Genomic DNA, 16,182 nt, shown 5'->3' on the forward strand with positions numbered 1-16,182 from the left:
CCCACCGGCTCGTCGGCCGACGCGGCACCACGGAGGCACTACGTGACGACGGATCAGGTCCTCATCGGCGTGGGGCTGACCCTGGTGCTCGCCGTCGGGTCGCAGATCCTGGCGAGCCGGCTGCGTATCCCGGCACTCATCGTGCTGCTGCCGGTCGGGTTCGTCGCCGGCGCGCTGGTGGACGATCTCGATCCGCAACAGCTGCTGGGCCCGGCGTTCTCACCCCTGGTGTCGCTCGCCGTCGCGGTGATCCTCTACGACGCGGGCCTCGGGCTCGATCTCAGGAAGCTGAAGGGCCATATCCGCCGCGTCGTCATCAGGCTGATCTGGATCGGGGCCCTGATCACCTGGGTGCTCGCTGCGTTCCTTGCCATGCCCCTGATGGGCATGGACCGGCGGGCGGCCGCCATGCTGGGCGCGATCCTCGTGGTCTCCGGACCGACCGTGGTCGGGCCGCTGCTCAGCTTCGTCCGGCCGAAAGAGCGGCTGCAGCACATCCTGGTCTGGGAGGGCTCCCTCATCGACCCGGTCGGCGGCATTCTGGGAGCGCTCGTCTTCCACATCGTCGACGCGAGCACTGATCGTCATGTCGGCAGCGGAGTACTGAAGTTCCTCGGCAGCGTTGGCGTCGGGATGGCGGGAGGCATCGTCGGGGCCGCGATGCTGTGGGTGCTGTTCCGCAGGCTCAGGCTCGGCGAGGTCCTCGGGACCACGGCCCAGCTCGCCGCGGCGATCGCAGTGGCGGCCTTCTGCGATGTCATCCGCGAGGACTCCGGACTCATCGCCGCCGTGATGATGGGCCTGGCAGTAGGCAACCTCACGCGTCTCGACGTCCCGGCACGCCGGCCCTTCTTCGAGACCTCGGTCAGTCTGATCCTCGGCCTGCTCTTCATCTCCATCTCCGCCACCGTCACCCCGCAATCGCTACGGCACGTGGTACTTCCCGCGCTGGGCCTCACCGTTGTCCTCGTGCTCGTGGTCAGGCCACTGGTGGCGATCGTGTCGACGCTCGGCACTGACCTGACCAGGGGCGAGCGGGGCCTCATCGGCTGGATGGCACCGCGCGGCATCGTCGCGGCGGCCACCGCCTCGACGTTCTCCGCCGCCCTGGTCGCGAAGGGGATCGGCGGCGCTTCGAAGATCCTGCCGACCACCTTCGTCGTCATCGTTGCCACGGTGACGCTGTACGGGCTGACGGCATCGGTGGTCGCCAGGCGCCTGGGCGTCGTCAGACCGTCCCGCTCACGTCCGCTGCTGGTCGGCGGCGAGCCATGGGTGGTGGACCTCGCACTGGCGCTGAAAGCGGCGGGGCTGCAGGTACTGATGTGGGCCGGCCTGGACCAGCAGCGCGAGCGCATCGGAGAGGCCGGACTCGAACTGGCCCCGGGGGAGCTGCTGGCTGCCGCCGCCGGGGAGGGCGCCGAGCTGGAGGGCATCACGGCGGTGTACTTCCTGACCGCCGAGGACGACTTCAACGCGCTGGCGGCCACCATCCTGCGGGGCAGCGTCGAGGGATCCGTCCATCGTGTCGGTTCTCCGCGCGAGAGCCTCGGCGTGGTGGCCCCGTTCATCGGCGGCGAAGTCCTGTTCGGTACGGAGCTGACCGGAGCGGCGCTGACCCGGAGGTACGAGGACGGGGCGTCCATCGTGACAAGGCCTGCAGATCAGGCCGCACCGGCCGGCTGGGACATGCTGTTCCTGGTCCGGGGCGACGGCCGACTCGATCCGGTCACCGAGGCGAACCGTCCGCTGCCCGGACCGGGGGACCTCGCCGTCCTTCTGGCTCCCGCCTCCGCCGATCGCCCGGTGTCACGCCCCGCGGGCAGGCCGTGACACCGGCGTACGACGCACAAAAAGCAGATGCGGATCGAAGTGATACTCGATCCGCATCTGCTCCGTCTTCCCGCACAGGGGAGGAAGACCGATGGTGTCCGAGGGGGGACTTGAACCCCCACGCCCGATAAAGGGCACTAGCACCTCAAGCTAGCGCGTCTGCCATTCCGCCACCCGGACAAGGTGTCTGTCTCGCGGGCCGTGCCCGTTCCGACGTGGAAAACAATAGCAAACATTCGGAGGTGCTCGATCACGCCACTGGCGGTGTGAACGGCGCATGACGAGGGGTGGGCGGCCTTGGGCGGGTGGGCCGGGCGCGGGAGGATGGGCGGGAGCACCAGGGTGACAGCGGAAGGAAGCAGTGTGAGCGAGACCAACACGGTCGGCGGCCCGTCCGGTGAGGACGAGGTCGTGGACCTCTGCCGCGAGCTGATCCGGATCGACACCAGTAACTACGGAGACCACTCGGGTCCGGGTGAACGGGCGGCCGCCGAGTACGTCGCCGAGAAGCTCGCCGAGGTCGGGCTCGAACCGAAGATCTTCGAATCCCACAAGGGCCGTGCCTCGACCGTGGCCCGGATCGAGGGCGAGGACCCGTCGAGGCCCGCGCTGCTCATCCACGGCCACACCGACGTCGTGCCGGCCAACGCCGTCGACTGGACGCACCACCCGTTCTCGGGCGAGGTCGCGGACGGCTGCGTGTGGGGGCGCGGCGCGGTCGACATGAAGGACATGGACGCGATGACCCTCGCGGTCGTCCGCGACCGGATGCGCAGCGGCCGCAAGCCCCCGCGCGACATCGTGCTGGCGTTCCTGGCCGACGAGGAGGCCGGTGGTACGTACGGTGCGCGATATCTCGTCGACAAGCACCCGGACCTCTTCGACGGCGTCAGCGAGGCGATCGGTGAGGTCGGCGGCTTCTCCTTCACGGTCAACGAGAAGCTGCGGCTCTATCTCGTCGAGACGGCCGAGAAGGGCATGCACTGGATGAAGCTCACCGTGGACGGCACCGCCGGGCACGGCTCGATGACCAACAACGACAACGCGATCACCGAGCTCTGCGAGGCCGTGGGGCGGCTCGGGCGGCACAAGTGGCCGGTCAGGGTGACCAAGACCGTACGGTCCTTCCTCGACGAGCTGTCCGACGCGCTCGGCACCCCGCTCGACCCGGAGGACATGGACGTCACGCTCGCCAAGCTGGGCGGCATCGCCAAGATGATCGGCGCCACCCTGCGCAACTCGGCCGCCCCGACCATGCTGGGCGCCGGGTACAAGGTGAACGTGATCCCCGGCCAGGCCGTCGCCCATGTCGACGGCCGCTACCTGCCCGGCTTCGAGGACGAGTTCCTGGCCGACCTGGACCGGATCCTCGGCCCGCGGGTGAGGCGCGAGGACGTCCACGGCGACAAGGCGCTGGAGACCAGCTTCGACGGCTCCCTGGTCGACGCGATGCAGGTCGCGCTGAAGGCGGAGGACCCGATCGCCCGCGCCGTTCCGTACATGCTCTCCGGCGGCACCGACGCGAAGTCCTTCGACGACCTCGGCATCCGCTGCTTCGGATTCGCGCCGCTGAAGCTGCCGCCGGAGCTCGACTTCGCGGGCATGTTCCACGGTGTGGACGAGCGGGTGCCGGTCGACGGTCTCGAATTCGGCGTGCGGGTGCTCGACCGTTTCATCGACAACTGCTGAATAACCACGCCGGTAATCGCCAGCGTGTGCGTAGATGACCGGAACGAGTGAAAGGAACCATACGCTCGTAGCCCCATTACTTCTTCCTCGTTACAGGTGGTGCGGTCCGCGGCTGGGGCCGCATTGCCAACTAGGAGGAATAATGATCAAGAAGATCGTAGCTGCTGCGGCAGTCACTGGTGGTCTGGTGCTCGCGGGTGCGGGCATGGCCGTCGCCGACTCGGGCGCGCAGGGTGCCGCTGTCGGGAGCCCCGGCGTGATCTCGGGCAACACGATCCAGGTTCCCGTGCACGTGCCGGTGAACGTGTGCGGCAACACGATCTCCGTGATCGGGCTGCTGAACCCCGCCTTCGGCAACACCTGCGTCAACGGCTGACGTTGTGCGTCAACCCGTAAGGGTTTGAGTCCGGTCGGCCCCGGGGTGCACGCCATGCACTCCGGGGCCGCTGGGCACTCCGCCCCCGCACGGTCAAGTCCGGGGGTTTTCCGGAAGGTAGAAGGCAGGAACAACCTATGCGACAGGTCACGCGTAAAGGCCTGATCACCATGGCGGCAGCGGGCGGAGTGCTCGCGCTGAGCGGTGGCTATGCGCACGCCGACGCGGGAGCGGCCGGCGACGCATCGAATTCCCCGGGGGTGCTGTCAGGGAATTCGGTCGAGATCCCGGTCCACGTACCGGTCAACGCATGTGGTAACTCCGTGAGTGTGGTCGGGCTGCTCAATCCGGCGGCCGGAAACGCCTGCGGAAACGGTTCGGGAAGCGCGACTGCGAGCCGGCACGGATCGGGCGTCCACGCATACGGCAGCCGGGTAGCGAACCACAGGGCCCAGGGCCCGTCGGCAGTGGATCACCGGGCGGGGACCGGCAAGCACCGGGCCGTCGGCAGCGGCAGCGGGGCGATCGCCGAGGGGTACACGAACAGCTCGCCCGGCATCCTCTCGGGCAACACCGTCCAGGCGCCCATCGACATCCCCGTGAACGCCTGCGGGAACAGCATCACCATCGGCGGACTCCTCGACCCCGCCTCCGGCAACAACTGCGAGAACGACCCGGACGTCGCACCACCGCCGGTCGCGAGTGACACCCCGGAAACGCCCACCCCGTGGGCGCCCACAGCGTTCGGAGTGCCCACCGCCCCGAATGCGCCCGAGCCCCAAGCAGTCGAGCTCGCGCACACCGGAGCGGGCGGGCTCGACCTGCTCGTCCCGGCGAGCGCGGGCCTGCTGCTGGCGGGCGCGGGCACGGTGCTGTACCGCCGCTCCCGCATGTCCGCGTAGCGGCACGGCGAACACCGGCACAGGCGGAACGAAACGAGCGGGCCCCGCAGATGCGGGGCCCGCTCCGTCTCACCAGGTGGCGCGCAGCTGGCGGATGATCCGTCGGCGCAGCCGCACCCGGCGGCTGCCGTCACGGCGCAGCGTCAGTCGGTCCAACTCCCAGTGCCCGTACTCGGCATGGTCGGTCAGCAGGCGGGCCGTCTCCTTCCGGGACACCCCGCGCGGCACGTACACGTCGACAAATTCGTATTCCGGCATCGCATCTATTGTGCAAGCAGAGGCCGTGTACGGATAGCGTCTGCACTATGTCTGATGCTGCGCAGCCCACCGCTGCCGAGGTACGCGCCGCCGCCGATGCCGTCAAAGCCGCGCTCGACCATCACCTCGAGGCGGTCGAGCGCCGGTCCGGGGACGACGACCCGGCCGTCTACGACGCGTTCAACGCACTGGCCGCTGCGGCCGAGGTCTACGACGAACTCCTCTACGACCGCTACGACGAGGTCACCCCCTTCGAGATCCCCGGCGTCGACGACTCCATGCCGCCGTACACCGGACCCGAGGAGCCGAAAGCCCTCAGTGTGCTGATCCGTCGCGACTACGCGGTGGTGGAGCCGCCCCGGCTGCTCGCACAGGCGCAGCGGATCGCCGACGCGGACCCGGGCGACCGCGGCACAGGGACCGGCGCCGTGGCCGGAGCCAGTGTCCATGCGGCGCTCGGTGTGCTCTTCGGCGAGTACGAACCGGACGAGATCGCCTCCCGGCATCAGGAGTTCGGCCTGGAGGAGGGCGACTCCACGCTCTGGGTCTCGGCGGCCGAGGAGCTTTCCGAGGCGGGGGAGTGGCTCAGCGCCCCCTTCGACGAGGCCGACCCGCAGCTGGTGGTCTGCCGCTTCGACGTCAGCTCCGTCTTCGACGAGGAGGACCTCGACGAGGAGCTGGACGACCTGGCGGCCGACAGCTCCTGATCCCCTCGCCGACGAGCCGGAGGACCTGACCGCTGTCCTGTGCGGTCCTCCGGTCCTCCGGTGCTAGCCAGTGGCCGTCGGCAGCGCCTCCAGCAGGGCGCGCAGCCGGGTCGTGCGGTCCTGGGACGGGGACTGGGCCACCGCGCGCGGCAGCGCCTGGTCCACCCCGTGCACCACGGACAGATGCCGCTCCCCACGGCTGAACGCCGTGTACACCCACGCCCGGCTCAGCCCCTGCGCGGCGTCACCGGGCAGCACGACGACCACCGCCGGCCACCGCATTCCGGCCGCCTGGTGGGCGCTGAGGGCCCAGCCGTGGCGTACCGACGACTCCACCCGCTCCTGCGGTACGACGACCGGCGTGCCCGCGCAGTCCAGATGCAGGCCCTCGGCGTCGGCCGAGACGACCACACCGGGGACCGTTCTGCCGGGCGTCGGGACGTGCACGACCCTGTCACCCGGGTCGAAACCGCCGAACCGCCCGGGACCGGCGTTCAGCCGCTGCTTGAGCGCCGCGTTGAGCGCCCGGGTGCCTGCCGAGCCGCCGTGCCCGACGGTGATCACCTGCGTGTCCGCCGGCGGTACGCCGATGGCGCGCGGCACCGAGTCGGCGACCAGCTGCACGGTGCGGTGCACCGCCTCGCCCGCGTCGTGCACCGGGACGATCACCACTTCCTTGCCGGGCGCTTCCACCTGGTTCAGCTCACCGATGCCGATGCCGGAGACCAGCTCGCCGATCGGACCGGGATCCGGCGTACGGGAGACGACCTGCGGGCACGCGCGGGCGGCCAGCACATCCGCGAACACCCGGCCCGCGCCGGCCGAGCCCAGCACCCCCGGATCGCCGCTCAGCACCAGCCTGGTGCCGTCGGCGAGCGACTCCACCAGGATCGCGGCCGTCTCGACATCCAGCTGCGGGGCGTCCAGCACGACCATTACGTCGACGGCGATCGCTCCGTCCTCGTCCCGGCCCGGGCCATCCGCACCGGAGAGCAGTCCGGTGAGGGTGACGGCCGCCGACGGGTCGTCGAGCGCCTCGGCCAGCCGCCGTCTGCCGTCCAGGCTGTGGGCGGCGCCGATGGCCCGCAGCCCGAGGGAACGGGCGGCAGTGATCAGCGCGGCGGGTTCGGCCCTGGCCGCCTCGCCGCCGGTGTGCGCGACGAGACCAACGGCGGCGACCGTGCGGATCAGCTCGGCGGCCGACGGAGAACCGGCGGCCGCGGCCGCCTCCGACCAGTCGGCGTCCTTCTCACAGGCGTTGACCAGCCGGGCCAGACCGTCGGCGAGACTCTCCTCGGCGAGCGCGTACCGGTCGAGGCCGAGCAGCACCTGTGGCGGCTCCTGCCCGGCCCCGGCGCCGGCGCCGTCCTCGGCGTCCTCGGCGTGCTCGCCGGACTCCGCGAGCTCCTCGGCCCCCTCGTCGTCCAGCTCGTCCAGACCCTCCTGGAACACCAGCACGACGCCCTCGGCGACAGCGTGCTGCACGGCTGCCTCGGGGTCGGTCACCGCACGCTCGGCGAGCGCGGCACGCACCGCAGAGGCGTCCAGCGCGGTGTGCCCCTGCAGCGCGGCGCGCTCCAGCAGCCAGCAGACCAGCGCCGCCGTCCGCCGCTCGTCGTCCGGACCGCAGGCGGCGCCCAGCAGCGCCCGTGCGAAGCCGTCGGCCTGCTCCGGCCGGACTCCGGCGACGGCCAGCAGCTGCCATGGATCCTCACGCAGCGCCTCGGCCGCCTGAGCGCCGAGCGTCTGTGCCGCCGGGCCCGCCAGAGCCTTCGGAGCCCCGCCCTCGGCCAGCACGGCCGACACCGCGGCGACTGCCTCCGCCGAGGCGCCCTGCGGCGCGCGGACCGGCTCGGGTGCGCGGGGGCGCACCGGCGCGGGTGCGGGTGCGGGAGCGGCCCGGCGGGGGGCGGGCGCGGACGCGTCGAAGAACGCCGCACCGGGCTTCTCGCCGCTCTCCACGGCACGTACCGCCGCCAGCAGGTCGGCGGCCGGTCCGCTCAGCTTGGCGCCGGCCGCGATGGGACCGTCCTTCTCGGCCTTGCGCTTCTCGATCCGCTCCCGCAGCTCACGCTGGGCGGCGAGCTCGGCCGCGGCCTCGGAGGGCGCGGCGGCGGCCGCCTCGCCATCGGCGGCGTCGGTGGAGTCCGCTGCACCGGCCGCGTCCGTCCCTTCTGTCTCCTCCGCCTCGGTGTCCGTCGCCGTCCCGCTCGTGTCGCCTCCCCCGTCCTCGGCGGACGGGTCGGGTGCGGCGGCAGCGGTGTCGTCGTCGGCGGCGGCCGAGGGGCCGGGGGTTTCCCCCCGGGGAAGCGCAGTCACAGCGTGCTCCAGTCCTGGTCGGGATAGCGGTGCACGGGCGCCGACACATCGTCGAGCGCCTGGCAGATCTCGTCAGGAAGACTAAGGGTCTCCACTGACAGTGCCTCCATGAGCTGCTGCGCGTTGCGCGCGCCGACGATCGGAGCCACCACTCCCGGCCGGTCCCGGACCCAGGCGAGCGCCACCTGCAGGGTCGTCGTGGCCAGACCGTCGGCCGCGGTCGCCACCGCGTCCACGATGCGGCTCGCGGGGTCGTCGAGATACGGCTCGACGAACGGGGCCAGCAGCTCCGAGGCGCCGCGCGAGTCCGCCGGGGTGCCCGTCCGGTACTTGCCGGTCAGCACCCCGCGGCCCAGCGGGGACGACGGCAGCAGCCCCACGCCCAGATCGAGTGCGGCCGGCAGCACCTCGCGCTCCACGCCCCGCTGCAGCAGTGAGTACTCCATCTGCGTACTGGCCAGCCGGGTGCGCACCCCGGGCGAGGCGAGCTGCCAGGTCGCCGCCTTGGCCAGCTGCCAGCCGCAGAAGTTGGACACCCCCGCGTACCGGGCGCGGCCGGTGGACACCGCCAGGTCCACCGCCTGAAGGGTCTCCTCCAGCGGGGTCACCGGGTCGAAGGCGTGGACCTGCCACAAGTCCACGTAGTCCGTACCGAGCCGCTCCAGCGAGGCGTCCAGCGCGGCCAGCAGATGCCCGCGCGAGCCGTTGAAACGGCGGTAGGGATCGGCGACACTGCCCGCCTTCGTGGCGATGACCAGATCGTGCCGCGGCACCAGCCCCTCGACGAGCCGGCCCAGCAGATACTCGGCCTCGCCACCGCCGTACACATCGGCTGTGTCGACCAGCGTGCCGCCCGCCTCCCAGAAGGCCTTCAGCTGTTCGGCAGCGTCGTGCTCGTCGGTGTCCCGGCCCCAGGTGAGGGTGCCGAGCCCGATCCGGGACACGCGAAGGCCGGTGCGGCCGAGATGCCTCTGCTCCATGGGCGCTGAGATTACTGGCCAGAGCCCCACTCGGCGGAAGCCTGTGGACAACCAGCGGCCAGGTCACCACTGCCGGATCCCGTTGCCGCGCGCTAGAGTCCCCGGCACAGGGACGTTACTGATCAGTAAGGGGAGCGGCTATGCGGCTCGGCATCAATCTCGGTTACTGGGGCGCGGGCATGGACGGCGACAACCTCGCCGTTGCCCAGGAGGCCGACCGGCTCGGCTACGACGTCTGCTGGGCGGCCGAGGCGTACGGCTCCGACGCCCCGACCGTGCTGACCTGGGTCGCCGCGCAGACCGAGTCCATCGACGTCGGCTCCGCCATCATGCAGATCCCGGCCCGTCAGCCTGCCATGACGGCGATGACCGCCGCCACCCTCGACTCGCTCTCCGGCGGCAGGTTCCGCCTCGGCCTCGGCGTGTCGGGACCGCAGGTCTCCGAGGGCTGGTACGGCGTCAAGTTCGACAAGCCGCTGGCCCGCACCCGTGAGTACGTGGAGATCGTCCGCCGGGCGATGTCCCGCGAACGGCTCTCGTACGAGGGCGAGCACTGGACGCTCCCGCTCCCGGACGGCCCGGGCAAGCCCATCAAGCTGACCGTCCACCCGCAGCGCGAGCACATTCCCCTCTACATCGCCGCGATCGGCCCGAAGAACCTGGAACAGACCGGCGAGATCGCCGACGGTGCGCTGCTGATCTTCCCGTCCGCCGAACACCTCGAGGACACCGCCGTGAAGCACCTGAGGGCGGGCCGCGAGAAGACCGGGAAGACCATGGAGGGCTTCGACGTCTGCCCGACGCTGCCGCTGGCCGTCGGTGACGACATCAACGGGCTCGCCGACATGTTCCGCCCGTACACCGCGCTGTACGTCGGCGGCATGGGCAGCCGCAAGCAGAACTTCTACAACCAGCTCGCCCAGCGCATGGGGTATGAGAAGGAAGCCGCCGAGATCCAGGACAAGTATCTGTCCGGCGACAAGAGCGGCGCCGCGGCCGCCGTACCGCACCAGCTGATCGACCAGACCACGCTGCTCGGTTCGGTCGAGCGGATCGCCGAGCGGATGCAGGCCTACGCCGCCGCCGGTGTCACCACGCTGACCCTCGCCCCGGCCGGCTTCACGCTCGACGAGCGGCTCGCCGCCCTGCGCGCCGGTACGGACGCCCTGGAGCTGTCCGGCCTCGCGTAACGCCTGCGCGGACATCACTACGGCCGTGGTGGGGGCTCGGGGGTCTTCCCCGCCACGGCCGTTACGCAGCACAACGCGCCACGCCGTCATCGGTTACGCGATCCGCCCGTTCGGCCCTGTCGCACCTGGCTCCTGTTGCCTACTTCGCCGTAGCGCATTTGACTTTCCTTCTGCGGACACCGGCACGGAGGCGCCAGCGATGCTCTCGGCAAAGAACCTGTTCCAGGAGATTCTCGACAACGACGAGTCGTTCCGGCTCTTCTGCTCCATCGCCGCCGGAGGCGAGTCCCAGGGCGGCTGGGAGAACGGCCGCATCGCGGCCCTCGCCCCCGAGAGCCAGCGTGCCCTGGTGCCCAAGATCGCCCGGCACGGCGCCGACGAGGACAAGCACGGCCGGATCTTCCATGCCCTGCTGAAGAGGCGCGGTCTGCGGCCGGTCGAGGTGCCGCACGAGACCGATTACACGATGCTCCTGGAGAAGCACGGCATCGGCCTCGCCCACGAGCAGCTGAACCGCGACGAACCGCTCACCGAGCAGGACATCATCACGTATCTCGCGCACAGCAGAGTCACCGAGCAGCGCGCCTCCGAACAGATGCAACTGCTCCTCAGATACTTTGCCGACCACCCCGACCTGGGCCGCGCGGTGAAGATGATCTCGAACGACGAGGACAACCATCTGTCCTACTGCCACGAGGAGTTGCTCCGCCTCGCCCGGTCCGGGCACGGCCGTACGATCCAGCGCATCCTGCGGGAGTGCGCTCTCACCGAGATCCGGGTGTACCGCGACGTCAGCCTCGCGGTGATGGACCGCATGGGCCGCATCCTGGGCTGGCCGCGGACCAAGGTGGCGGTGCTGGCCGCCGGGATCCGAGCCGTCTACGCGTACGAACGCCTCGTCGGCTGGCGGCGCATGGTCAGCCTGGCACCGCCCGAGCGGCCCGACGCGCTGGGCGGCCCGCCGGTCCCGGCGCCCGAGTACGCCTGAGCCGCACCGTCCGGGACGTCCGTCGGGCGTCCGTCCGCCCGCGTCGCAAGGTCCGTCTGCCGCCTCAGAGCCAGCCGCGGCGCTTGAACAGGCGATACAGGCCGAAGACCGCACAGCCCATCAGCACGATCACCGTCGGATAGGTCCACACCCAGTGCAGCTCCGGCATGTGGTCGAAGTTCATGCCGTAGATCCCCGCCACCATGGTCGGCACGGCAGCCATGGCCGCCCAGGCCGAGATCTTCCGCATGTCGTCGTTCTGGCGCAGCCCCGTCTGCGCCAGATGTGCGGACAGGATGTCGGAGAGCAGCCGGTCCAGCCCCTCCACATGCTCGTTGGCGCGCGTCAGATGGTCGCTCACGTCCCGGAAGAACGGCTGCGAGTGCTCGTCGACGAACGGCACACTGGCGCCCGCCAGCCGACCCATGGGCGCGCTCAACGGACCGGTGGCCCGGCGGTACTCCAGCACCTGCCGCTTGAAGGTGTAGATGCGCGATGCGGTGTTCTTGGTGTCCACGCTGCTGCTCGGTGCGAACACCTCGGTCTCCAGCTCCTCCAGGTCGACCTGGAGCTCGGCGGCCACATCGATGTAGTGGTCGACGACGGCGTCGCTGACCGCGTACAGCACCGCGGTCGGCCCGTGTTTGAGCACCTCCGGTTCGGCCTCCAGCCGACGGCGTACCTCGGCGAGGGGCGCACCCTCCCCGTGCCGGACCGTCACGACGAACAAATCGCCTATGAAGACCATCAGGTCGTCGGTGGCGACCGTGTCGCCCTCCGGCTCGTACACCACCGGCTTGATCACCACGAACAGGGAGTCGTCGTACACCTCCAGCTTGGGCCGCTGGTGCGCGCGCAGCGCGTCCTCCACAGCCAGCGGGTGCAGCCCGAACTCGCTGCTGACGAGGTCGAACTCCTTCTCCGTGGGCTCATGCAGTCCGATCCAGAGAAAAGCGTCCCCGGCGGCCCGTGCCTCGTCGAGGGCATCGGAGAAATCGGCGGGTCCGTCGGTACGACGCCCGTCCCGGTAGATGGCACAGTCCACAATCACGGCGCGCATTCTTCCCTGCTCCGGCCCCTGACGCACCTTCCCGGGAGCGTCGGCCTACGCTGGCCGGTATGCCCACCCTGATCCTCGTACGCCACGGACGCTCCACCGCCAACACGGCCGGGGTGCTTGCGGGCCGGACCCCCGGTGTCGCGCTCGACGAGCGCGGTGCCGCGCAGGCCGCCGCGCTGCCCGGGCGACTCGCCTCACTGCCCCTCGCCGCCGCCGTCAGCAGCCCCCTGCAGCGGTGCCGGGAGACCCTGCAGCCGCTGCTCGACGCCCGGCCCGGGCTGCCGCTGCACACCGAGGAGCGGATCAGCGAGTGCGACTACGGCGACTGGGCGGGGCGCAAACTCGCGGAACTCACCGACGAGCCGCTGATGGCCGTCGTGCAGCAGCACCCCTCGGCCGCGGCGTTCCCCGGCGGTGAGTCGATGCGCGCCATGCAGGCGCGTGCAGTCGACGCGGTACGGGACTGGAACGCCCGGATCGAGGCCGAGCACGGCGACGGAGCCGTGTACGTGATGTGCTCGCACGGCGACATCATCAAGTCCCTCGTCGCCGACGCGCTCGGGATGCACCTCGACCTCTTCCAGCGGATCCAGGCCGAACCCTGCTCGGTCACTGCGATCCGGTACACCCGGCTGCGGCCCTTCCTGTTGCGGCTCGGCGACACCGGGGACTTCGCCTCGCTGGAGCCGCGCGAGCAGAGCGCAGGGACCGATGCGGATACGGATGCGACGGTCGGGGGCGGCGCTGGGGCGCCGTGATCGCTCCGGGCAGTAGGGTGGACGCGCCGTAGGCGCCCTTGCCGGGGGACTCCCCGGACCCCGGCCGCCCCTCATTTGCCGTCAATACTCAAGGGAGACAGGACGTGTCCCGTCAGGTGTTCCTCTACGACCCCCCGGACCGCTTCGTGGCCGGTACGGTCGGGCTGCCTGGACGTCGTACGTTCTTCCTGCAGGCCTCCTCAGGCGGACGTGTCACCAGCGTGGCCCTGGAGAAGACCCAGGTCGCCGCACTCGCCGAACGGATCGACGAACTCCTCGACGAGGTGGTGCGGCGGACCGGCGGCAATTCACCGGTGCCCGCCGTGGCGCCCATGGATGTCACCGACACCGCGCCCCTCGACGCGCCCGTCGAGGAGGAGTTCCGGGTCGGCACCATGGCACTCGCCTGGGACGGCGAGGAACAGCGCATGATCGTCGAGGCGCAGGCCCTGGTCGAACTGGACGCGGACTCCGACGACGATCTCGCGGAGGCCGAGGAGCGGATGCTGCAGGACGAGGAGAACGGTCCGCCGATGCTCCGGGTCCGGCTCAGCGGTGCGCAGGCCCGCGCGTTCGCCAAGCGCGCCCTGGACGTCGTCAACGCCGGTCGTCCGCCGTGCCCGCTGTGCAGCCTGCCGCTCGACCCGGAAGGACACGTATGCCCGCGCCAGAACGGATACCGCCGGGGAGCCTGACGGACGCCGAGCTGGTCACCCTGCTCACCAAGGGGCAGCTCACCGTCCTCGGCCAGGTCCGGGGGGCATCCAACGCGGTGCTCTACTGCGCCGTCGTGTACGAGGGCGAGGAGCGTACCTGCGTCTACAAGCCCGTCGCCGGGGAACAGCCGCTGTGGGACTTCCCCGACGGCACGCTCGCCCAGCGGGAGGTGGCCGCGTACGAGATCTCCGAGGTGACGGGGTGGGGGCTGGTGCCGCCGACCGTGCTCAGGGACGGGCCGTACGGGGAGGGCATGTGCCAGCTGTGGATCGAGGCGCCGGCCGAGGACGCGGCGGGCGGTGAGCCACCGCTGCTGGCGCTCGTCGAGGACGAGGAGCCGGCGGACGGGTGGAAGGCTGTCGCCCTTGCCGAGGTGGGCGAGGGGAAGACGGCCCTGCTGGTGCACGCGGACGACCCGCGGCTGCGGAGGATCGCGGTGCTCGACGCGGTGATCAACAACGGCGACCGCAAGGGCGGTCACCTGCTGCCCGCGCCGGGCGGCCGGCTGTACGGCATCGACCACGGTGTGACATTCAACGCGGACGACAAGCTGCGCACGCTGCTGTGGGGGTGGGCGGGCGAGCGGTTGACGACCGAGGCCGTCGGGGTGCTGGGGCGGTTGGCGGAGGAGCTCGTGCCGGGGACGGCGCTGGTCACTCGACTGGCGGAGCTGATCACTGCGGTGGAGGTCGATGCGTTGCGGGGGAGGGTGGAGGGGTTGCGGGTGGCGGGACGGCATCCGGAACCGAGTGGGGGGTGGCCGTCCATACCGTGGCCGCCGGTGTGACGAGCGGGGCATTGCTGTTCCCCTGTCCGCCCTTCCCGGAACCGGGGCTCCGCCCCGGACCCCGCTTCTCCGATGCCGGAGGGCGCGAGCAGCCGGGACGGCCGGTCCGGCTGAAACTGCTGGGGTGGCCACATCGGGCGGGTCCGGCGACCGAGGACATCTTTTCGGCCCCCGGCGTTCGAGGGCTTCTTTCAGGGGGTTCGGGGCCGTGCCCCGGCGGGGAAGGGGCGGGGTGGAGAGAGAACACCCTGCACGCGCAAGACCGCCTCTCCGGCCAGGATCCCGCATCCGGTTCGTATCCGGAAGCAACGTCCGGTTACGCTCATGACATGCATGCCTGGCCCGCTTCTGAGGTCCCCGCCCTGCCTGGCAAGGGCCGCGACCTTCGGATCCACGACACCGCGACCGGCGGACGGATCACCCTTGACCCCGGTCCCGTCGCCCGCATCTACGTCTGCGGCATCACGCCGTACGACGCGACCCACATGGGTCATGCGGCGACCTACAACGCGTTCGACCTCGTTCAGCGCGTGTGGCTCGACACCAAGCGGCAGGTTCACTATGTCCAGAATGTGACCGACGTGGACGATCCGCTGCTGGAGCGGGCCGTGCGCGACGGTCAGGACTGGACCGAGCTCGCCGAACGCGAGACGGCCCTCTTCCGCGAGGACATGACCGCCCTGCGCATGCTTCCGCCGAAGCATTACATCGGCGCGGTGGAGGCGATACCCGGCATCGTCCCGCTCGTCGAACGGCTCCGGGACGCCGGCGCCGCCTATGAGCTCGACGGCGATGTGTACTTCTCCGTCGAGGCCGACCCGCACTTCGGCGAGGTGTCCAACCTGGACGCCGAGGCGATGCGGCTGCTCTCCGCAGAGCGCGGCGGCGACCCGGAGCGCCCGGGGAAGAAGAACCCGCTCGACCCGATGCTGTGGATGGCCGCCCGTGAGGGCGAGCCGAGCTGGGACGGGGCCTCGCTCGGCCCGGGCCGGCCCGGCTGGCACATCGAGTGCGTGGCCATCGCCCTGGACCACCTCGGCATGGGCTTCGACGTCCAGGGAGGCGGGTCCGACCTTGCTTTTCCGCACCACGAGATGGGCGCCTCGCACGCCCAGGTGCTGACCGGCGAGCACCCGTTCGCACAGGCGTACGTGCACGCCGGAATGGTCGCCCTGGACGGCGAGAAGATGTCGAAGTCCCGGGGCAACCTGGTCTTCGTGTCGGCGCTGCGCCGGGACGGTGTGGACCCGGCCGCGATCCGGCTGGCCCTCCTCTCGCACCACTACCGGTCGGACTGGGAGTGGACCGACCGGGTGCTCGCCGACGCCGTCGAGCGGCTCGGACGGTGGCGTGCCGCCGTCTCCCGACCCGACGGGCTGTCCGCCGACGCCCTGGTCGAGGAGGTCCGCGAGGCCCTCGCCGACGACCTGGACGCCCCGGCCGCCCTGGCCGCCGTCGACCGCTGGGCCGAGCGCCAGAACGCCGAGGGCGGTACCGACGAGGGCGCACCCGGCCTCGTCTCGCGCACCGTCGACGCGCTGCTGGGCGTCGCGCTCTAGCACGTTGTAACCACCTGTCTGTTTCCGTCTGCTGACCGGCCTTGGACTTCTCCACGAAG

Annotated in this window: 15 protein-coding genes and 1 tRNA gene; 11 read left to right on the forward strand and 5 right to left on the reverse strand. The window is 70.9% G+C overall.

The genetic code is table 11. The features are described from left to right. The first annotated feature begins 42 nt into the window (after positions 1 to 42). On the forward strand, positions 43 to 1,833 hold the full coding sequence (locus ABZV38_RS03445) for a cation:proton antiporter (RefSeq protein WP_356324077.1): 1,791 nt from the start codon (positions 43 to 45) through the stop codon (positions 1,831 to 1,833). A gap of 92 nt (positions 1,834 to 1,925) precedes the next feature. Here ABZV38_RS03445 and ABZV38_RS03450 read toward each other — a convergent pair. Then, positions 1,926 to 2,013, reverse strand: a tRNA-Leu gene (locus tag ABZV38_RS03450). 183 nt (positions 2,014 to 2,196) lie between these two features. On the opposite strand from ABZV38_RS03450, the gene ABZV38_RS03455 reads away from it, so the two are divergent. The 3 genes from ABZV38_RS03455 to ABZV38_RS03465 all read left to right on the forward strand — a co-directional run bounded on the left by ABZV38_RS03455 (position 2,197) and on the right by ABZV38_RS03465 (position 4,800). After that, the gene (locus tag ABZV38_RS03455) at positions 2,197 to 3,522 is read left to right on the forward strand and encodes a M20/M25/M40 family metallo-hydrolase (RefSeq protein WP_356324079.1); all 1,326 of its coding nucleotides are present in this window, start codon (positions 2,197 to 2,199) and stop codon (positions 3,520 to 3,522) included. Between the two features lie 142 nt (positions 3,523 to 3,664). Then, the gene (chpH, locus tag ABZV38_RS03460) at positions 3,665 to 3,898 is read left to right on the forward strand and encodes a chaplin ChpH (protein ID WP_356324081.1); all 234 of its coding nucleotides are present in this window, start codon (positions 3,665 to 3,667) and stop codon (positions 3,896 to 3,898) included. 137 nt (positions 3,899 to 4,035) lie between these two features. Then, positions 4,036 to 4,800, forward strand: a complete 765-nt coding sequence (locus tag ABZV38_RS03465) for a chaplin (protein WP_356324083.1) — start codon at positions 4,036 to 4,038, stop codon at positions 4,798 to 4,800. 69 nt (positions 4,801 to 4,869) lie between these two features. Here ABZV38_RS03465 and ABZV38_RS03470 read toward each other — a convergent pair whose 3' ends face one another. Further along, entirely contained in the window at positions 4,870 to 5,058 is a 189-nt protein-coding gene (locus ABZV38_RS03470; protein WP_030918345.1) for a DUF5703 family protein, read from the reverse strand. 47 nt (positions 5,059 to 5,105) lie between these two features. Between ABZV38_RS03470 and ABZV38_RS03475 the strand changes: the two genes are divergently transcribed. Further along, entirely contained in the window at positions 5,106 to 5,765 is a 660-nt protein-coding gene (locus ABZV38_RS03475; protein WP_356324085.1) for a hypothetical protein, read from the forward strand. A gap of 63 nt (positions 5,766 to 5,828) precedes the next feature. On the opposite strand, the gene ABZV38_RS03480 is transcribed toward ABZV38_RS03475, so the two are convergent. Further along, positions 5,829 to 8,084 carry an ATP-dependent RecD-like DNA helicase gene (locus ABZV38_RS03480; RefSeq protein WP_356324087.1) on the reverse strand — a complete coding sequence of 752 codons (2,256 nt, stop codon included), beginning with the start codon at positions 8,082 to 8,084 and terminating at the stop codon, positions 5,829 to 5,831. After that, positions 8,081 to 9,064, reverse strand: a complete 984-nt coding sequence (locus ABZV38_RS03485) for an aldo/keto reductase (protein WP_356324089.1) — start codon at positions 9,062 to 9,064, stop codon at positions 8,081 to 8,083. The genes ABZV38_RS03480 and ABZV38_RS03485 overlap by 4 nt, the downstream gene beginning before the upstream one ends. Before the next feature lie 140 nt (positions 9,065 to 9,204). On the opposite strand from ABZV38_RS03485, the gene ABZV38_RS03490 reads away from it, so the two are divergent. Next, positions 9,205 to 10,254: an LLM class F420-dependent oxidoreductase gene (locus tag ABZV38_RS03490; protein ID WP_356324091.1), complete on the forward strand. Its 1,050-nt coding sequence runs from the start codon at positions 9,205 to 9,207 to the stop codon at positions 10,252 to 10,254. Between the two features lie 199 nt (positions 10,255 to 10,453). After that, positions 10,454 to 11,242 carry a ferritin-like domain-containing protein gene (locus ABZV38_RS03495; protein ID WP_356324093.1) on the forward strand — a complete coding sequence of 263 codons (789 nt, stop codon included), beginning with the start codon at positions 10,454 to 10,456 and terminating at the stop codon, positions 11,240 to 11,242. A 64-nt stretch (positions 11,243 to 11,306) separates the two neighbouring features. Here the strand turns inward: ABZV38_RS03495 and corA are convergent, their stop codons facing one another. Next, on the reverse strand, positions 11,307 to 12,302 hold the full coding sequence (gene corA / locus ABZV38_RS03500; protein ID WP_356324095.1) for a magnesium/cobalt transporter CorA: 996 nt from the start codon (positions 12,300 to 12,302) through the stop codon (positions 11,307 to 11,309). 59 nt (positions 12,303 to 12,361) lie between these two features. Between corA and ABZV38_RS03505 the strand changes: the two genes are divergently transcribed. The 4 genes from ABZV38_RS03505 to mshC all read left to right on the forward strand — a co-directional run bounded on the left by ABZV38_RS03505 (position 12,362) and on the right by mshC (position 16,123). After that, a complete protein-coding gene (locus ABZV38_RS03505; RefSeq protein WP_356324097.1) occupies positions 12,362 to 13,060 on the forward strand; it encodes a histidine phosphatase family protein in 699 nt (232 codons plus the stop codon). 104 nt (positions 13,061 to 13,164) lie between these two features. Then, positions 13,165 to 13,755 (forward strand): DUF3090 domain-containing protein, encoded by a 591-nt coding sequence (locus ABZV38_RS03510; protein ID WP_356324099.1) that lies wholly within the window; start codon positions 13,165 to 13,167, stop codon positions 13,753 to 13,755. After that, positions 13,719 to 14,564: an SCO1664 family protein gene (locus ABZV38_RS03515; protein ID WP_356324101.1), complete on the forward strand. Its 846-nt coding sequence runs from the start codon at positions 13,719 to 13,721 to the stop codon at positions 14,562 to 14,564. The genes ABZV38_RS03510 and ABZV38_RS03515 overlap by 37 nt, the downstream gene beginning before the upstream one ends. Before the next feature lie 329 nt (positions 14,565 to 14,893). After that, positions 14,894 to 16,123, forward strand: a complete 1,230-nt coding sequence (gene mshC / locus ABZV38_RS03520) for a cysteine--1-D-myo-inosityl 2-amino-2-deoxy-alpha-D-glucopyranoside ligase (RefSeq protein ID WP_356324104.1) — start codon at positions 14,894 to 14,896, stop codon at positions 16,121 to 16,123. Positions 16,124 to 16,182: the final 59 nt, after the last annotated feature.

The sequence above is a fragment of the Streptomyces sp. NPDC005181 genome, from assembly GCF_040608395.1.
Lineage (GTDB): Bacteria > Actinomycetota > Actinomycetes > Streptomycetales > Streptomycetaceae > Streptomyces.